The organism is Methylibium sp. (assembly GCF_013817365.1).
Classification (GTDB): Bacteria; Pseudomonadota; Gammaproteobacteria; order Burkholderiales; family Burkholderiaceae_C; genus Methylibium.
This window is the reverse complement of sequence record NZ_JACDCU010000003.1, coordinates 1-17,699: the sequence shown is the minus strand read 5'-3', so window position 1 is coordinate 17,699 and position 17,699 is coordinate 1. Positions and strand designations below refer to the sequence as shown.

16 protein-coding genes are annotated in these 17,699 nt (G+C 68.8%); 6 read left to right on the top strand and 10 right to left on the bottom strand.

Going from position 1 to position 17,699, the window contains the following annotated elements; translation table 11 throughout:
• The first annotated feature begins 1 nt into the window (after position 1).
• Positions 2 to 1,102 (top strand): magnesium transporter CorA family protein, encoded by a 1,101-nt coding sequence (locus tag H0W38_RS00460; RefSeq protein WP_292450549.1) that lies wholly within the window; start codon positions 2 to 4, stop codon positions 1,100 to 1,102.
• A gap of 18 nt (positions 1,103 to 1,120) precedes the next feature.
• On the opposite strand, the gene H0W38_RS00455 is transcribed toward H0W38_RS00460, so the two are convergent.
• From H0W38_RS00455 to tsaB, 4 genes are all read right to left on the bottom strand, one after another.
• Positions 1,121 to 3,544 carry a bifunctional diguanylate cyclase/phosphodiesterase gene (locus tag H0W38_RS00455; protein ID WP_292450548.1) on the bottom strand — a complete coding sequence of 808 codons (2,424 nt, stop codon included), beginning with the start codon at positions 3,542 to 3,544 and terminating at the stop codon, positions 1,121 to 1,123.
• Positions 3,545 to 3,590: 46 nt separating this feature from the next.
• A complete protein-coding gene (locus H0W38_RS00450) occupies positions 3,591 to 4,487 on the bottom strand; it encodes a uracil-DNA glycosylase (RefSeq protein ID WP_292450547.1) in 897 nt (298 codons plus the stop codon).
• On the bottom strand, positions 4,474 to 4,968 hold the full coding sequence (gene rimI, locus H0W38_RS00445) for a ribosomal protein S18-alanine N-acetyltransferase (RefSeq protein WP_292450546.1): 495 nt from the start codon (positions 4,966 to 4,968) through the stop codon (positions 4,474 to 4,476). The genes H0W38_RS00450 and rimI overlap by 14 nt, the downstream gene beginning before the upstream one ends.
• Positions 4,969 to 5,071: 103 nt before the next feature.
• Positions 5,072 to 5,809 carry a tRNA (adenosine(37)-N6)-threonylcarbamoyltransferase complex dimerization subunit type 1 TsaB gene (gene tsaB / locus H0W38_RS00440; protein WP_292450545.1) on the bottom strand — a complete coding sequence of 246 codons (738 nt, stop codon included), beginning with the start codon at positions 5,807 to 5,809 and terminating at the stop codon, positions 5,072 to 5,074.
• Between the two features lie 199 nt (positions 5,810 to 6,008).
• Here tsaB and H0W38_RS00435 point away from each other — a divergent pair, with 199 nt between their 5' ends.
• Together H0W38_RS00435 and H0W38_RS00430 are read left to right on the top strand one after the other, a co-directional pair.
• Positions 6,009 to 7,601: a D-alanyl-D-alanine carboxypeptidase gene (locus H0W38_RS00435; RefSeq protein WP_292450544.1), complete on the top strand. Its 1,593-nt coding sequence runs from the start codon at positions 6,009 to 6,011 to the stop codon at positions 7,599 to 7,601.
• 64 nt (positions 7,602 to 7,665) lie between these two features.
• Positions 7,666 to 7,956, top strand: a complete 291-nt coding sequence (locus H0W38_RS00430) for a SemiSWEET family sugar transporter (RefSeq protein ID WP_292450543.1) — start codon at positions 7,666 to 7,668, stop codon at positions 7,954 to 7,956.
• A 14-nt stretch (positions 7,957 to 7,970) separates the two neighbouring features.
• On the opposite strand, the gene H0W38_RS00425 is transcribed toward H0W38_RS00430, so the two are convergent.
• From H0W38_RS00425 to purE, 5 genes are all read right to left on the bottom strand, one after another.
• Positions 7,971 to 9,044, bottom strand: coding sequence for an SGNH/GDSL hydrolase family protein (locus tag H0W38_RS00425; RefSeq protein WP_292450542.1), 1,074 nt, complete (start codon positions 9,042 to 9,044; stop codon positions 7,971 to 7,973).
• A 151-nt stretch (positions 9,045 to 9,195) separates the two neighbouring features.
• On the bottom strand, positions 9,196 to 10,263 hold the full coding sequence (locus H0W38_RS00420; protein WP_292450541.1) for a hypothetical protein: 1,068 nt from the start codon (positions 10,261 to 10,263) through the stop codon (positions 9,196 to 9,198).
• A 43-nt stretch (positions 10,264 to 10,306) separates the two neighbouring features.
• The gene (locus tag H0W38_RS00415) at positions 10,307 to 11,308 is read right to left on the bottom strand and encodes an L-threonylcarbamoyladenylate synthase (RefSeq protein ID WP_292450540.1); all 1,002 of its coding nucleotides are present in this window, start codon (positions 11,306 to 11,308) and stop codon (positions 10,307 to 10,309) included.
• Positions 11,309 to 11,318: 10 nt separating this feature from the next.
• Complete coding sequence (locus H0W38_RS00410) at positions 11,319 to 12,509, bottom strand: 5-(carboxyamino)imidazole ribonucleotide synthase (RefSeq protein WP_292450539.1); 1,191 nt, start codon at positions 12,507 to 12,509, stop codon at positions 11,319 to 11,321.
• A gap of 2 nt (positions 12,510 to 12,511) precedes the next feature.
• Positions 12,512 to 12,997: a 5-(carboxyamino)imidazole ribonucleotide mutase gene (gene purE, locus H0W38_RS00405; RefSeq protein WP_292450571.1), complete on the bottom strand. Its 486-nt coding sequence runs from the start codon at positions 12,995 to 12,997 to the stop codon at positions 12,512 to 12,514.
• Positions 12,998 to 13,123: 126 nt separating this feature from the next.
• Here purE and H0W38_RS00400 point away from each other — a divergent pair, with 126 nt between their 5' ends.
• Positions 13,124 to 14,065, top strand: coding sequence for a tetratricopeptide repeat protein (locus tag H0W38_RS00400; protein WP_292450538.1), 942 nt, complete (start codon positions 13,124 to 13,126; stop codon positions 14,063 to 14,065).
• Here H0W38_RS00400 and H0W38_RS00395 read toward each other — a convergent pair.
• Positions 14,062 to 14,985, bottom strand: a complete 924-nt coding sequence (locus H0W38_RS00395; RefSeq protein ID WP_292450537.1) for a phosphoribosylaminoimidazolesuccinocarboxamide synthase — start codon at positions 14,983 to 14,985, stop codon at positions 14,062 to 14,064. The genes H0W38_RS00400 and H0W38_RS00395 overlap by 4 nt on opposite strands.
• Before the next feature lie 256 nt (positions 14,986 to 15,241).
• On the opposite strand from H0W38_RS00395, the gene H0W38_RS00390 reads away from it, so the two are divergent.
• Together H0W38_RS00390 and H0W38_RS00385 are read left to right on the top strand one after the other, a co-directional pair.
• Entirely contained in the window at positions 15,242 to 17,029 is a 1,788-nt protein-coding gene (locus H0W38_RS00390; RefSeq protein ID WP_292450570.1) for a methanol/ethanol family PQQ-dependent dehydrogenase, read from the top strand.
• Between the two features lie 102 nt (positions 17,030 to 17,131).
• Positions 17,132 to 17,527 (top strand): cytochrome c, encoded by a 396-nt coding sequence (locus H0W38_RS00385; protein WP_292450569.1) that lies wholly within the window; start codon positions 17,132 to 17,134, stop codon positions 17,525 to 17,527.
• The last annotated feature ends 172 nt before the right edge of the window (positions 17,528 to 17,699 follow it).

The following is a 17,699-nucleotide window of genomic DNA, read 5'->3' as shown; positions in this document are numbered from 1 at the left end:
GATGCGGATCTTTCATGTCAGCGCCGAGCAGTTCACCGAACTGCAGGAGCTGCCCGACCGGCTGCCTCGCAGCGGCTACTTGTGGATTGGCAGCGCGCGGCGCGAGTTCGAGGTCGGCGTGGCCACCTTGCAGAACGCGCTGCAGCGCTGGACCGGTGGCCAGCTCGTCGACCTGCACATCTCCGATCTGCTCAACACCCAGTTGCCGTCCACATTCGACTACACCTCCTGGTACGACGTGATGGTGTTTCGCCGCTTGGCCGCGGGCACCGGCAGCAGCAGCCTTTTCGCCGACGAGAACCGCGGCACGGTGGCCAGCGCCCGGCAGGCGCTCGCGTCCATCGATACCAGCCCGGTCGGTTTCGCGGTATTCGACCGCGTGCTGATCACCGTGCACCCCACCGACTGCCAGGTGCGCGACTTCTTCGCCAACCGGCTCGGCCAGATCGGCCAGGGCGCCGAGGCACGGACCACCGGCGCGCGGCTGCCGTCGAGCCCGGCCGACCTGATGCTACGCATGGTCAACCACATGGTCGACAGCTACCTGGAGCTGCGGCGCCTGCTGACCAAGCAGCTCGGCTATCTGCAGCAAGAGCTGTTCCGCCCGCGCAGCCACTTCCGCGACTGGCAGATGCTGCTCGATTCGCGCAACGCCCTGCACCTGCTGGAGGACGTGTGCGAAGACCAGCGCAGCGCCGTGTCCGAATGGATCGACGCGCTCGACGAATGGCCCGACGAGCCCGACCCCGCCGCGCGCCGCGAGCGCGAGCTGCTGCGGGTGCGCTCGCGCGACGTGCTCGAGCACATCGAGCGCGTGCTCACCCATGTGCGACGGCTCGAGGGTTCGGCCGAGGGCGCGGTGCAGATGCACTTCTCGGCGCAGAGCAACCGCACCGCCGAGATCATGCGCACGCTCACCGTGCTCACCGCCGTGTTCATGCCGCTCAACCTGATCACCGGCTTCTTCGGCATGAACTTCGACTTCCTGCCACTGGTCCACAGCAACGCCGGCGTGTGGATCACGAGCTCGGCGATGCTGGGTTTGGCACTCGGCCTGGTGGTCTATTTCCGGCGCAAGCGCTACCTCGAGCGCGGCCGCTGAGCCCCTCGCGAAGGCCGCTCAGCCGCCCGCGGCGCGAGCTCTCCAGGCCTCAAACGCCTCTGCGGAAAGCGGTGGGCTGATCGCCTCGCCCTGCAGTTCGTCGCAACACTCGCGGGACAAAAACGCCCGCTGTGCCTCGGTCTCCACGCCTTCCGCGATGACCGTGATGTCCAGGCCGCGCGCCATCTGGATGATCGCCCGGGCAATGGCCGCAGAGTCGCGCCGCTGCGGCAGGTCGGTGACGAAGGAACGGTCGATCTTCATCTTGTCGATCGGCAACTCCTTGAGGTGGCCGAGCGACGAGTAGCCCGTGCCGAAGTCGTCGACCGCGAGCAGGATTCCCAGCGCCTTGAGCTGGTTCAGCTTGCGGCGAACCTCCGGCAGGTCGTCCATCAGCATGCGCTCGGTGAGTTCCAGCTCGAGCAGCCGGCCGGGCAGGCCGACCTCGCGCAGCACTTCCTCGATGCCCTCGACGAAGCCGGCCGCCTGGAACTGCAGCATCGACAGGTTCACCGCCACCGGCACCTCGGCCGCTCCGGGCGCACCGGTCTCGTGCCAGCGCCGCGCCGCACGGGCCGCCTCGCGCAGCACCCACAGGCCCAGCGGCAGCATCAGCCGCTGCTGCTCGGCCAGCGCGATGAACTCGTCGGGCAGCAGCAGGCCGCGCTCGGGGTGCTGCCAGCGAACCAGGGCCTCGGCGCCGACCAGCACGCCATCGCTGGCGCGCACCTGCGGCTGGAAGTGCAACACGAACTCGCCGCGTTCGAGCGCCTGCGCGAGCTGGCCTTCCATGACCAGCGAAGCGTAGGCGCTTCGGGCCAGCGCATGGTCGAAGAACTGCACGTTGGCACGGCCGCGTGCCTTGGCCAGGTACATCGCCGCGTCGGCGTTCTTGATCAGTTGCGCCGGGGTATCGCCGTCGCCGGGATAGATGGCGATGCCGATCGAGGGCGTGACCGTGATCGGCCGCCCGCCGGCATGCAGCGGCGCCTCGATCGCGGCCAGCAGCTTGAGCGCCACCTCCGCCACCACCTCGCGCGGCGAGCCGCCGGACAGCAGCACCATGAACTCGTCGCCGCCGAAGCGCGCCACCCGGTCGGACGCGCGCAGCAGCGCGACGATGCGCTGCCCCACGGTGTGCAGCAGCGCGTCGCCGGCCAGGTGGCCGAGCGAGTCGTTGACGCGTTTGAAGTGGTCGAGGTCGATGAACAGCAGCGCCAGCGGCTCGGCGCTGCTTTTCGCCTGCGCCATCAGCGGCTCGATCTGCTCCATGAAGGCCAGACGGTTGGGCAGGCCAGTCAGCTCGTCGTGGTGGGCCAGATGGTGAATGCGCGCCTGCGCGGCTTGGCGGTCGCGGATGTCGCGCACGACGGTCATGCGCATGGGCTCACCGCCGCAGTGCATGCTGCGCACGATGAACTCGACCGCGATGCGCCGGCCGGCCTTGTCGATGATCGCGCTTTCGTAGGCGGTTTCCTCGCTCGCGGCCATCACGGCGGCCACCTTGGCGAGCTGGTCAGGCGCCACGAAATCCAGCGCGCGGCGCCCGAGCAGCTCGGAGAGTTCGTAGCCGACGAGCGCACAGGCCGGCGCGTTGGCGTCGGTGATGAAGCCGTCCTTGTGAAAAACGATGCCTTCGCAGCTGGCCTGCACGAACTTGCTGAAGCGCTCCTCCGACTCGCGCACCGCCTGCTCGGCGAGGCGGTGGCGGGTGATGTCGGAGATCAGCACGAAACAGGCGATCGACCGGCCCTCGGCATCGATGTGCGGCACGAGGTGCACCTCCAGCCATTGCGCGCGGCCATCGGGGCGCTGCAACCGCCGCTCGTAGACGACCGGGCGCTGCTGCTGCAGCACGATGTCGACGTGCGGCTGGATCTGCTGCTCGGCCGCCTCGCCGATGATGTCGGTCACGCTGCGCCCGACGATGGAGTGTTCGTCCCAGCCGAAAGTTTGCGCGTACTGCTTGTTGGCGAACAGGCAGGTGTTGTCGCCGGCGGCGTAGTAGGCGATCAGCGCGGGCACGTTGTCAGCGAGCAGGCGCAACTGCTCGGCCTGAGCCCGCGCCGCCTGTTCGGCGCGGCGAGCCTGCGACATGTCGTGCAGCACGCAGACGTGGCCGCCGTGCTCGGCGCGCCAGCGCCCGGCGCAGTCGACCCAGGCCTCGCGCAGGCTGCCTTCACCCTGCACGCATTGCCACTGCAGCTGCAGCGAAAAATCCTCCGCGCTATGAAGCGCCGCAAGCAGTGCCGGCTGCGCGGCAGGGGCGACGGCCGCCAGCCAGCCACGCCCCTGAGCGGCCGCCGCCGTCAGGCCGGTAAAAGCGCAAAAGGCGGTGTTGACGTGCAGCGCACGGCCGTCTCGCGATAGGAGCAGCACGCTGCTCGGCAACGCGTCCCACAGGGACGGCGCTTGCGGGTGCGAAGTAGGCAGGGCGGACAAGGGCAGGCTCGGGCGGCGGCCGATGATAGGTCGCCACCGGCGCGCTTCAATCCCCGCTTCGTGGTGTGCCCGGGACCGGGTCGGCCGCACGCAGCGCCGAGCGCGCCAGGCACAGGTCGTCCCAGGCACGCGCCTTATCGGCCGGGTTGCGCAGTAGATAGGCCGGGTGATAGGTCACGACCAGGGGCACGCCTTCGTAGGCATGCAGGCGGCCGCGCAACTTGCCGATCGGGAGATCGCTGCGCAGCAAGGACTGCACCGCGAAGCGCCCCATCGCCAGGATCATGCGTGGGCGCACCAGCGAGACCTGCCGCCGCAAATACGGCTCGCACTGCGCCACCTCCTCGGGCAGCGGATTGCGGTTCATCGGCGGGCGGCACTTGAGGACGTTGGCGAGGACCACACGCTGCGCCGCGTCGCCCGTGGCTGCCGACGCGGCAGCCTCGCCGCCTTCGGCACTACCAGCGTCGCGGTGAAGGCCGAGCGCGCGCAGCATGTTGTCGAGCAACTGCCCGGCCTTGCCGACGAAGGGCTCGCCCTGCCGGTCCTCCTGCTCGCCCGGCGCCTCGCCGACGATCATCCAGTGCGCGCCCGGAGAGCCGGCTCCGAAGACGGTATTGCGGCGGCCGTGACACAGCCCGCAAGCGGTGCAGCCGGCGACCGCCGCCCGCAGCGCGGGCCACTCCATCGCCTCGATACCCGCGGGTTGCCGCCCCGAAGACGTTACGGCTTGTGCCGCCTCCCTCGTGGAGGGAAGGTCCGGAAGAGAGCGATCGGACTGCCGCGAGGAAACCCTGGAGGCGTCGAGCCGAGGATCACTCCCGGTCTCGGACGGGCGGTCGGGCCCGAGCGGGTCGCCAGGATCACCGCCCGGTCGGGGATCCACCCAAAAGCGAACTCCCAACTCGGCGAGCAAAGCCCGCTGTCGGTCATCCCAGCCCATGAGCGGCCTCCGGGATCTGCAGGCTCATCACCACCGCATCCTCGCGCTTGCGACCGAGCGCCGGGTAGTAGCCGCGGCGCAGGCCGGTGTTGCGAAAGCCGTAGCGCTCGTAGAGCGCGCGGGCCCGCTCGTTGGAGACGCGCACTTCTAGCCAGAGCTGCGCGGCGCGGCGCGCCCGGGCCAGCGCGCGCAACTCGTCGAGCATGTAGCGCGCATGTCCTCGGCGCTGTTCGGCCGGCGCGACGCTGATGTTGAGCAGGTGCAGTTCGCCCGCGCCCTGCATGGCGATGAAGTAGCCGATCAGCCCGTACTGCGGCGCCACCAGGCCCTGCATCTCGTAGCCTGCACGCAGCGAGTCGAGGAAGTTGCCGCGCGTCCAGGGGAAGTCGTAGGTCGCCTGTTCGATCTCGAGCACCGCGTCGAGGTCTTCCTCGCGCAGCGGCAACAGCATGCGCGACGCCGGCTGAACGACGGCGTTCATGGCGACCGGCCTGTGGCATTGCCCCGGCCGGCGCGACGCTCGCAGACCTCTGCGCTCGCCGTCGCCGGGATGGCTTGTGTTTGGCAGCGGCTCGGCGCCGGGGTCACGCCGGGCGCTCCGTATCCGCCAGCGCCGCCGCCTGCGCGCGTGCGGCGCCCCGCTCGGCCGTGGTCTGAGCGACCTTGTCGCGCACGTAGAGCGGCAGCGCCTGGGCGGCGTCGAGTCCTTCGCCACGAGCCCAGGCGGCCAGCGCCAAGGCGAGCAGCGCCGCAGCGCGTGGCGTGGCATGCGGCCAGCACGGCGTGCGGACATCGGCCCAGGCGTGCGCATGCGCCAGCAGCGAACTGCCCGCGACCGCCGGCATTTCCGAGTCGGCGGCGATGTGACACGCCAGCGCAGCGGGGTCGTGCAGCGCCGGCGCCGCGAGTTCGAGCCAGCGCACGCCGTCGTGGCGGAAGTGCGCTGCGTAGGCCTCGCCCATGCGGGCATCGACGGCCACCCAGACATCGCCGACGGCGCCCTGCTGGCGCGCGTCTTCGGCCACCGCCAGCAAGGTATCCAGCGCCAGCACCGGCAACGCAGCGCCGAAGGCCAGACCTTGCGTGACTGCACACGCCGCACGCACGCCGGTGAAGGCACCTGGGCCGCGACCGAAGCCGATGGCATCGAGCTGCGCGAGCTCGATGCCGCCCTCCCGCAGCAGATCGAGCAGGCCGGGCAGCAACGCGGCCGAAGCGCGGGCGCCGCCCGGCAAGGCGCGCAGCAGCTGGCGGCCGTCCACCGTGAGCCCGAGGTGCAGGGTCTCGGTCGCGGCGTCGAGGACGAGCAGGCGGGCAGTCATTGACGTACCGGTCCGACGGCCCGGCTGCCCAGGCTCGGCAAGCGAACAAAGCGGCCTTGCGCAGGCTGGGGCGCGCTGCCTCTCAGCGACTTTCGCCCGAGGCCGTATGCGCCGACGATCTCGCTGGAAAAGGCCATGCACCGAGTCTAGCGGCGTGGTTGCAGCGGCCGCGCCGCAAGTGCCACTTATCATGGTTGCGATGAGTCGTTCACGCCTGTTGCGCCGTCTTTCCGCCTGCTGGCTGCTGGGCGTTTTCATCAGCGGGGCAGTCGCCGCCGACGACCCGCTGCCGATCTCCGTGCAGATGGCGCTGGCCGCCGCCCGCCTCCCGCCCGAAGCCCTGGTCGCATGGGTTGCCGAAGTCGGGCCGCCAGGGAACCAGGCGCCGCGTCTCACCTGGCGCGCCCGGGAAGCGGTGAATCCGGCTTCGCTGATGAAGCTCTACAGCACCGGCGCGGCGCTAGAACTTCTCGGCCCGGCCTGGACCTGGGCCACCCCGGTGCTCGCGGCCGGGCGGATCGACGCCCGCGGCGTGCTGCACGGCGACCTGGTGATCCAGGGCCGCGGCGATCCGACGCTGGTGATCGAGCGCCTGTGGCTGCTGCTGCGCCAGCTTCAGCAACGCGGCGTGCGCGAGGTGCGCGGCGACATCGTGCTCGATGGCAGCGCGTTCAATCACCGGCCCGGCGACCCGGCCGATTTCGACGGCGACGCGCTGCGGCCCTACAACGTACAGCCCGACGCGCTGATGCTCAACCTCAAGTCGATCACGCTGGGCTTCGTGCCCGACGTGCCGCGCAAGGTCGCTCGCATCCATTCCGATGTCGCGCTTGCCGGCGTGCGGATCGATGCCAGCGTGCCGCTGACGTCGAACGACTGCGGGAACTGGCGGGGCGCGCTGAAGGCCGATTTCAGCGACCCCGCGCGGCTGAGGTTTTCGGGCAGCTACCCGGTCGCCTGCGGCGAGAAGAGCTGGTCGCTGGCCTACGCCGACCCGGCCAGCTACAACGCCCGCCTGGTCGAGGCGCTGTGGCGCGAAATGGGCGGCCGGCTCGGCGGCCGGGTGCGCGAAGGCGTGACAGCGCCCGAAGCCGCGCTGCTGTTCGAATTCGCCTCGCCGCCGCTGGCTTCGGTGGTTCGGGACATCAACAAGTTCAGCAACAACGTGATGGCTCAGCAGCTCTTCCTCAGCCTGGGGCTCGAGGCAGCCACACCTCAGTTGCCGCAGGGGGCACCCGCCTTGGCATCGGCCTCCGCGGCCATGTCGGCCCCCGCGCTGCCGATCGTCTTGCCGCCGCCGGGCGGGCCGCAGATTCAACAGAACGCCGCCAGCGCAGCACCCTTCCCCGCCGTGCCGCTCGACACCGCCCAAGCCGCGCGCGCCGCCGTGAGCCAGCACGTGCGCGAGCGCACCGCTTGCACGCAGGCCGAGGTGATGATCGACAACGGCTCGGGCCTTTCGCGAAGTTCGCGCAGCAGCGCGCGCTGCCTGGGCGCCTGGCTGCAGGCGCTGTGGGCCAGTCCCTTGATGCCGGAGCTGAGCAGTTCGCTGCCCCTGACGGGCGTGGACGGCACCGCGAGACGGCCGGGCCGGATCTGGGGCTCCGCCCTGGGCCGTGCCCACCTCAAGACCGGCTCGCTGCGCGACGCCGCCGGCCTGGCCGGCTATGTGATCGGCACCTCGGGGCGTCGCTATGTCTTCGTCGCCATCCTGAACCATCCGAACGCCAATGCCGGGCGGCCGGTGCTCGATGCGCTGCTCGACTGGACGGCGCAGGAGGGCTCGCCGTGAACACGCCGGGCCGCCCCTCGTGCTCCCGTTCGACGGAACCGCGCGTCGCGCGCAGGGTGCTCCAATGAGCCCGCCGGCCGTCGTTTTTTCCTGGGAATGGGTCGGCTATGCCGCCGCGCTGCTGACCACCGCGGCCTTCGTGCCGCAGGCTTGGCTGGCCTGGCGAACGCGCGATCTGGCCGGCGTGTCGCTGGGCATGTACGTCAGCTTCACGCTGGGCATCGCGCTGTGGCTCGTCTACGGCCTGGCGCTGCGTTCGTGGCCGATGGTGCTGGCCAACAGCGTGACGCTCGGCCTGGCGCTCGTGATCCTGGCGCTCAAGTGGCGGGGGCGAGAAACGTGCGGCCCGCGGTGAAAAGCGCCGTCGGCTCAGAGCCAGCCGCGCCGAGCCAGGGCGGTGAGCACTGCGTCGGCGATCAGGAAATGGCCGTACGGCGTGGGATGCACGTCGTCGGCAAACAGGTAGCGAGACGTGTCGCCCGCAATGAGCGTGGCCTGGGTGCAGTTCCATGAGCCCAGTGAGGACGTGCAGGCTCCGTCGCTCACGTTGTCGAGCTCGTAGCGCCCGGGATTGGCGGCCTCGTCCTGGCTTTGAGCAAAGGCATCGACCACCAACACCTCGTTCACGCCGTTCACGCCGGCTTGGAGTTGCGTGTTGAAGGTCGTCGTCATCTGCCGGATGAGCGCTTGCGTCTGCGGGCTCTCCTCGCGTGCGCTCGGCGTCAGGCTGGCGTCCGGCAGGTTGACCAGCACGACCCGCTCGGCGCCCTTGGCGACCATTTGCTCCTCGATCAGCGTCGCCAGCTGCGCGCCGGCATTACCCATGGCCACGAGTGCCGCCTGAACGGCCGCATCGACCGATTGTTGCGTCGCCCCGGGCTGCATCGCGGCGGCATCGACCGCCGCAAGGTTGATGAACAGATCATTGCCGCCGGCCAGCACGGTGACCAGTTCGTCGTCGCCGAAGCGGCCGTTGCCTTTGGCGAGATGACGCGACACCTGGGTCACCAGCGGCACGGTGAGGTGACCCAGCGCACCGCTCGGCGCAATCGGCTGCAAGGCACGGTTGTTGGGCCCGATCGGCTCCGTCACGCGCGAGCCGCCTTGCGCATAGTTGTAGCAATCGGGTTGAGGAATGGGCGGCATGACCGGTGTGAGGACGGCAGGGTCGCTGTTGAGCCCTTTTTCCGCCGGGCAAGGCGCCGCCGCACCCACTTCCCCGGCCAACAGATCGGTCCACAGCCGCACGTCGGGTCCGTTGACCGTGAAGCGACCGCCGCCGCTCGCCGCCACCTCCGTTACCTGGTAGGTGCCGGCGTCGCTGAGGCTGTCGCCGAAGTTGACGACCCTTGAATAATCGTCGTCGTCACTGCCGCCGCCACAGGCCACCAGCAGGCTCGCCATCGCGAGTGAAACGCCGCAGCGGCGCAAGGTCTTGTTCATCGTGCGGCGTCCTTGTGATGTGCGCAGTCGGCCCTCGAGTGTGGCCGCCGGGGAGCGCCGACTGTAGGCGGCGCTCCGGCACGCTTCGCAGCGGAGAAACCCGGCAGGTCGCTGCGGCAACAAACGCTGCCCGCGCCTGGCAACCTCCGGATCAGAACGGGTTGTTGCGCACCCGCGAAGTCGCCAGGTCGCCAAGCAGATCGTGCAGTTCGGGGCCGAAATGCAGATCGTCGGCCCACAGGTAGTCGTCGCTGCTGGCGGCGTACTTCAGCGTGCCGGTGGTGCAGTTGGGCAAGGGAGTTTCGGGTCTGCACGTCGCGTCGGTCACGTTCGCATCGTCGAAGCCGAAGCGATCGTTGTCGTCGAGGATCAGTTCCACCTGCTCGTCGATGGCCACCAGCCCGACCTGCCGCCCGTCTGCGACGACGTCGGTGCGCAAGCCGGCGTTGAAGGCATCGGTCAGGTTGTGCAGGCAGTCACGGCGGTTGAAGTCGGTCGGCTGCTGCCTCGCGAAAGGCGTCGCCCCCTGATTCGGCACGGTCACGAAAAGCACCCTGCCTCCGTCGCCGTTGCGCGCGATGGCGTTGATCTGCCGGCCCAGCGCCGCGCCCCGCTCGCGCGCGGAACGCGCGGCCACGCCCGAGCGATCGGGGTCGGCCACGGCGTATCGGCATTGATCGGCAGCCGTCACGCTCGCGTAGATGTCGAGGATGTCGTGCTGGCCGACGAACACGGTCACCAGATCGGACGACGTGAAGCTGCTGCTGGCCTCGTGGGCGCCGACCTGAGCCGCGATGTCGGCCACCCGCGCGCCGACCGTCGCATAAATGATGCCTCGCTGCGGCGTGCCGGCAGGATCGCTGTTGCACTCCTCGAAGCCGAAGCCGTACTCCTCGGCGATCACCTGGATCCACAGGCGGTTCGCACGGCAATCGATCGGGCCTGCGGGAGGGTTGTCTACCCCCGTCGGCGCCGAGGCCCCCGGCGCAGGGGCCGGCGCCACGGGATCGAGCGCATTGACGCTGTACTTGAGCCCGTCGGCCGTGATCACGCTCGTCTCGTCGCCCAGCACCAGCAGCCGCCGCGGCGAGAAGTCGTCGACGGTGTCGCCGCCGCCGCAACCGGCCAGTGCGAGCAGCACGGCGCTCGCCGCGGCGCGCCACGCCGTCGGCGGCATCAGGCGGCCCGTGCCGCGAACGGAAAAAGTGCCAACAGTCATGCGTGCTCCAGGAAGCGAAAAGGCGAAGGGAGAAGGAAGCGCTTCAGCGCGTGGCGGCACGCCGCAGCCGGTCGCGCACGCCGTCCCAGGCGGCATCGGGCGGCGGCTCCTCGACCCAGATGAGCTGCACGCCTTCGTCGTCGAACGAGCGCAGCACTGCAAAGAGTTCATGCGCCGCAGCCGCGGCATCGTCCGGCATGCGCCGACCCGCCAGACGCGGCGGCAGGGTGCTGCGAGAATATACCGCCAGCCTGCGTGGGCTCGAGGCGGGCAGGGCTTCGAGCGGCAGCACCTCGAGCGCGCTGCGCAGCGCGGCGCCGGACATCAGCCGCAGCGTGGCGCGCGGCGCGTAGTGCGAGGCCAGGGTGCCTGAAGCACGCGGCGCCGAGGCGTCGGCTTCGCGCAGCGGCTCGCCCGCCGCAGCCTCGAGTTGCGCACGGGTCAGCACGCCGGATCGCAGCAAAACGGCATGGCCGCGCGAGCAATCGATGATGCTCGACTCGATGCCGACGGCACAGTCGCCGCCGTCGAGCACGCACAGATCCGGCAACACATCGGCGAACTCGCTTCGAACATGCGCGGCGCGGGTCGGGCTGATGCGGCCGTAGCGGTTGGCGCTCGGCGCTGCGATGCCCGGTACGCCGAGCGCCGCCGCTTCGGCGAGCAGCGCCTGGGCCAGCGGATGGGCCGGTGCGCGAAGACCGATGGTGGCGTGGCCGCCGGCCGCAGCTTCGGCCACGCCGCGGCGGCGGGCGACGATGACCGTCAGCGGCCCCGGCCAGAACGTCGTCATCAGCCGCTGGGCGAGCGGCGGCAGGGCATCGCAGAACGCAGCGGCGGCAGGGATGTTCGTCACGTGCACGATCAGCGGATGGTCGGCCGGCCGGCCCTTTGCATGGAAGATCTTCGCGACGGCCGCATCGTCGTCGGCGCGCGCGCCGAGGCCGTAGACCGTCTCGGTCGCGAAGGCGACCAGTTCACCCTCTGCGAGCCGCCGGGCGGCCTGCGCGGCAGCTTGCGGCACGGTGCCGTCCAGCCTTGTCATCGCGGGCCGGTCAGAACGCCGGCAGTCCTAGCAGCGCCGCGGCTTCGAGCGCCACCGCGCGCGCCGCCTCGAACGTTGCAGCGGTCACCGTCAGGTGGCCCATCTTGCGGGCGGGCCGCGCGCCGCTCTTGCCGTACAGGTGCAGGTGAGCACCGGGCAACGCCAGCACCTCGGCCCACGGCGGCGTGCGCTCACGCCCCTGTGCGTCGAACCACAGGTCGCCGAGCAGGTTGAGCATGACCGCGGCCGAATGCAGGCGCGGCGCGGTGAGCGGCAGCCCGGTCATGCAGCGCACCTGCAACTCGAACTGCGACACGTCGCAGGCGTCGAGGCTGTAGTGGCCGGAGTTGTGCGGCCGCGGCGCCATCTCGTTGGCGACCAACGTGCCGTCTTCGAGCACGAAGAACTCGACGCACAGCACACCGACGTAGTTCAGGCCGGCGGCAATGCGCGTGGCTGCCTCGCCCGCCTGCGCCGCGAGCGCCTCGCTCACGCCCGGCGCCGGCACTTCGGTGACCGCCAGGACGCCGTCCCGGTGCAGGTTGCGCTGGACCGGGAGCAGCACAACGTCCTCACTGGCACCGCGTGCCAGGATCACGCTCACCTCGAAAGCCAGCGGCAGCAGTTTCTCGAGCACGCACGGCGTGCCGCCCAACTCCCGCCACGCAGCAGCCAGTTCGTCGCGCGTTCGAACGCGCATCTGGCCCTTGCCGTCGTAGCCGAGGCTGATCGTTTTCAGAATGCCGGGCAGCAGCGCGTCATCGACAGTGGCGAACTGCTCGGCCGTCTCGATCACCGCATGCGGCGCGCAAGCCACGTCGCAGCGGCGAAAGTGCAGTTTTTCGGCGGCGCGGTTCTGGCAGATCGCCACTGCGTCGGCGCCCGGCGCGGCCGGCAGGTGCGCGCCCAGTGTGTAGAGCGCGCCGGCCGGCACGTTCTCGAACTCGGTGGTGATGGCAGCGCAGCGTTGCAGCATCTGCGCCAGGCCCTGCTCGTCGAGGTAGTCTGTTTGTACGTGCACGTGCGACACCAGGCCGGCGGGGCTGGCGACATCAGGGTCGAGCACCGCCGTGAAGTAACCCAGCCGCTGCGCCGCCTGCACGAACATGCGGCCGAGCTGGCCGCCGCCCATGACGCCGAGCGTGGTGGCCTGCGCGCCGGCGCCGCTGAGGGCGGGAAGGATGGTCTTGTGATGGCTCATCGTCAGCCTTGCTGGCGCGCCGGCGCCGCCAAGCCGACGGTCATTGCCCGCGCGGCTTCGGTCTGCCGGGCGCGAAACGCATCGAGCCGCTCGCGCAGCGCAGCATCGGCATGGGCCAGCAGCGCCACCGCGAACAGCGCCGCGTTGGCCGCGCCGGCCGCACCGATCGCGAAGGTGGCCACCGGCACGCCGCGCGGCATCTGCACGATGCTGTGCAGCGAATCGACACCCTGCAGATGCTTGGAAGGCACCGGCACGCCGAGCACCGGTACGGACGTCTTGGCGGCCAGCATGCCGGGCAGATGCGCGGCGCCGCCGGCGCCGGCGATGATGGCGGCGAGCCCGCGCTCGCGGGCGCCTTCGGCGTAGCGGAACATGTCGTCGGGCATGCGGTGCGCCGAGACCACCTGCGCCTCGAAGGGCACGCCGAACTCGGTGAGAATGTCGGCTGCGTGGCTCATGACCTCCCAGTCGCTGCTGGAGCCCATCACCACGCCGATCAGGGGAATCGCTGCGCTCACGGCCGCTCCGGTTCTCGACAGGAAAGCCGCAAATTGTAGGCGGCGTGCAGGCGACGTACGGGGCTCGCCGAGCCGGTACTCATTCTCAAGACCATGATCGACATCACCCTTCAAAACTTCGAATCCGACCTGATCACCGCCTCGCTGAAGCAGCCGGTGCTGCTCGACATCTGGGCGCCGTGGTGCGGACCGTGCAAGACGCTCGGGCCGATGCTCGAGAAGCTGGAAGTGGCTTACGCCGGGCGCTTCACCCTGGCCAAGCTCGACAGCGAAGCGCAGCCCGAAATCGCCGGCCAGTTGAGCCAAGCCTTCGGGGTGCGTTCGATCCCGTTTTGCGTGATGTTCCTCGGCGGGCAGCCGGTCGACGGCTTCGTCGGCGCGCTGCCCGAAGCCCAGATCCGCGCGTTCCTCGACAAGCACGTGCCGAGCACCGAAGCACTCGCCGCCGAGGAAGAAGTGCAGGAGGCCGAACAACTGGCCGCCGGCGGCGATCCCGAAGCCGCGCTCGCCAAGCTCTCCGAGGCGCTCGCGCTGGCGCCGGGCGACGATGCGATCCGAGCCGACTATGTCAAGCGTCTCCTCGAAGCCGGCCGCACCGACGATGCGCGGCGCATCTACGAGCCGCTGGTGCCCAAGGCCATCGTCGACGTGCGAGCCGCGGCGCTCGGCCTGTGGCTCGAAGCCTGCGAAGCTGCTGTGCATGCGCGGCCGCTGGATGCGCTGAACGCCGCCCTCGCTGCCAACAAGCGCGACTTCGCGGCGCGCTTCGAACTCGCGCAGCGTCATGTGGCCGAGCAGCGCTACACCGAGGCGATGGACGAGCTGCTCGAGATCCTCATGCGCGACAAGGCCTGGGGCGAGGAGCGTGCCCGCAAGCTTTACGTGGCCGTGCTCGAGATCCTGACCAAGCCGCTGCCCAAGCCGGCCGCCGCCGAGGCCAAAGGCACGCTCGAGATCGCCGGGCGCTCTGCTGCAGTCGCCAGCGACCCCGTGGTGGATGCTTATCGGCGCAAGCTCAGCATGGTGCTGTTCTAACCAGTGAGCCGCTCGAACGCCTCACGGTACTTGAGCGCCGTCTTCTCGACCACGTCGCTCGGCAATGCCGGCGCCGGGGCCTTCTTGTTCCAAGGCCGGCCATCGATGCGCACCTGCTCGAGCCAATCGCGCACGAACTGCTTGTCGTAGCTCGGTGGATTGCCGCCCGGCGCATAGCCTTCAACCGGCCAGAAACGCGATGAATCGGGCGTGAGCACCTCGTCCATCAGGATCAGCGTGCCCGCCTCGTCGAGGCCGAACTCGAACTTGGTGTCGGCGATGATGATCCCTTTGCCGAGCGCAAACGCGGCAGCGGTCTCGTACAGCAGGATGGAGGTGCGGCGCACCTGATCGGCCAGCGGCGCGCCGACGATCTGCACCATGCGCTCGAAGGAAATGTTCTCGTCGTGGGCGCCGCTCTCGGCCTTGGTGGCGGGCGTGAAGATCGGCGCGGGCAGCTTGTCGGCATTGCGCAGGCCCGCGGCAAGCTTCACGCCGCACACGGCACCGCCGGCCTGGTACTCCGTCCAGCCCGAGCCCGCCAGATAGCCGCGCACCACCGCCTCGACCGGCAGGGGCCGCAAGCGCTTGACCAGCATCGAGCGGCCACGAATCTGGTCGCGTTCCGACTCGCCGACCACGCTTTCGGGCGCCTCGCCCGTCAGGTGGTTGGGAACGATGCCGCCCAGCCGCTCGAACCAGAACAGCGCCATGCGCGTAAGCAGTTCGCCCTTGTCCGGGATCGGCTCGGCCATCACCACGTCGAAAGCGCTCAGCCGGTCGGACGCGACCATCAGCAGGCGGTCCGCGCCGACGGCGTAGTTGTCGCGAACCTTGCCGCGCGCGATCAACGGCAGCGATTGAAGCCGGCTTTCGAGCAGCGGCGGCGATTGACGGCGGTTTTCGGGCGGAGAGGTCATCGCAACGAGCCTGAAAGACGGGAAGCCCGGAATTGTAGAAGTCGGGCCGGCCGGGCAATCCCTTAGGTTTGTCTCAATCTGAGTCAGGCGCCCGAGGCCGGTCGCGGGCGGACAGGGTCTGTCCTAGGTATCAGACGCGCCTGACGGGGAATACAAACACGGTGGGGAGCGCTAAGGAGCAAACCCAAAGCTGTACCCATCCATTCCTACTACGGAGACGACGATGAAAGTGTCTAAGCAATCGGGTTGGCGCTTGATGAGCCCTCTCGGATTGGCATTGCTGGCAGCGCCTATGCTGGTGCACGCCAATGCCGATGTCGAGAAGAACATCGCCAATTCCAAGAACTGGGCCGTGCAGGCCGGCGACATGTACAACCAGCGCTACAGCAAGCTGGACCAGATCAACACCAAGAACGTCGGCAAGCTGCAGGTCGCGTGGACCTTCTCCACCGGCGTGCTGCGCGGCCACGAGGGCTCGCCCCTCGTGATCGGCGACATGATGTACCTGCATTCGCCCTTCCCCAACAAGGTCTTCGCGCTCGACCTGAACACCCAGAAGATCGTCTGGAAGTACGAGCCCAAGCAAGATCCGGCCGTGATTCCGCAGATGTGCTGCGACACCGTCAACCGCGGTCTGGCGTATGCCGAAGGCAAGATCATCCTGCAGCAGGCCGACTCCATGCTCGTGGCGATGGACGCCAAGACAGGCAAGGTCCTGTGGAGCGTGAAGAACGGCGATCCGAAGCTCGGCGCCGTGAACACCAACGCGCCGCACGTCTTCAAGGACAAGGTCATCACCGGCATCTCCGGCGGTGAGTGGGGCGTGCGCGGCTTCCTGGCCGCCTACAACCTCTCGGACGGCAAGCTGGCCTGGAAGGGCTACAGCGTCGGCCCCGACGCCGAGATGCTGATGGATCCGGAAAAGACCATGACCTGGACCGACGGCCAGATGAAGCCGGTCGGCAAGGATTCTTCGCTGAAGACCTGGAAGGGCGATCAGTGGAAGATCGGCGGCGGCACCACCTGGGGCTGGTTCAGCTACGACAAGGCGCCCAATCTCGTTTATTACGGCACCGGCAACCCCTCCACCTGGAATCCCTCGCAGCGTCCGGGCGATAACAAGTGGACGATGACCATCTTCGCCCGCGACGTCGACACCGGCATGGCCAAGTGGGTCTACCAGATGACCCCGTTCGACGAGTGGGACTTCGACGGCATCAACGAGATGATCCTGGCGGACATCAACGTCAAGGGCAAGCCCACCAAGGCGCTGGTGCACTTCGACCGCAACGGCTTCGGCTACACCATGGACCGCATCTCCGGTGCGTTGCTCGTGGCCGAGAAGTTCGACCCGAAGGTGAACTGGGCCACGCACGTCGACATGAAGACGGGCCGCCCGCAAGTGGTGAAGCAGTACTCGACCGCGCAGAACGGTCCTGACGTCAACACCAAGGGCATCTGCCCGGCGGCGTTGGGCACGAAGGACCAGCAGCCGGCCTCGTTCGATCCGAACACCAAGCTCTTCTACGTGCCGACGAACCACGTCTGCATGGACTACGAGCCGTTCAAGGTCGAATACACCGCAGGCCAGCCGTACGTCGGCGCCACGTTGTCCATGTTCCCGGCACCGGGAAGCCATGGCGGCATGGGCAACTTCATCACCTGGGACGCAGGCACAGGCAAGATCGTGCAGAGCAAGGCCGAGAAGTTCTCGGTGTGGAGCGGCGTGCTCAACACGGCGGGCGGTCTGTCTTGCTACGGCACGCTCGAAGGCCACTTCAAGTGCGTCGATGCCAAGGACATCACCAAGGAGCTGTATCGCTTCAAGACCCCGTCCGGAATCATTGGCAACATGTTCACGTACGAGCACAAGGGCAAGCAGTACCTGGGCACGTTCTCGGGCATCGGCGGCTGGGCCGGTATCGGCATGGCGGCTGGCCTCGAGAAGGACACCGACGGTCTGGGCGCCGTGGGCGGCTACCGTGAACTGAACCAGTACACGGAACTCGGCGGCTCTTTGACGGTCTGGGCATTGCCGGAGTAAGTTTTTCGATCCAAGCCAGCCGTGCAAAGCGGCTGGGCTTTCCGGGGATGGTGGACCTCAACGGGCGCCATCCCCCTTTCATTGAAACGGACCATTTCCATCATGATGTTTCGCCTCCCCCTCCTGAGCCTGGCCCTGTGCGCGGGCGTTTCATTCGCTCAGGCGCAAGATGCCAAAGAGCCGCTCTACAAGGTCGTCGACGGCTACAAGGTCGATGCCAACACCATGCAGGGTTTTCGCACTTGGCGCGCCGCTGCCTGCGACCGCTGCCACGGCGCCAACCAGGAAGGCATGGTCGGCCCCTCGCTGATCGCCAGCCTGAAGGTGCTGAGCAAAGAAGACTTCGTGACGGTCGTGCGCGACGGTCGCCTGCAAAAGGGCATGCAGAGCTTCGGCAACAGCAAGCAGGTGATGGACAACATCGACCACCTCTACGCCTACCTCAAAGGCCGCTCCGACGGTGCGATCACCCGCGCCAAAGTGGCGGAGATCCAATGACCTTGACCGTCGCCGGGCTGGCCGCCGGCACCCTTGCGATGGCCTTTTCGGTCGGCCTGGTCGCGCCCGCTGCCGCGCAAGACGCGCCGCCCGCGCGCAAGGCCTTCCGGGTTTGTCAGGACCCGAACAACCTGCCTTTCTCCAACACCGAAGCGCAAGGCATCGAGAACAA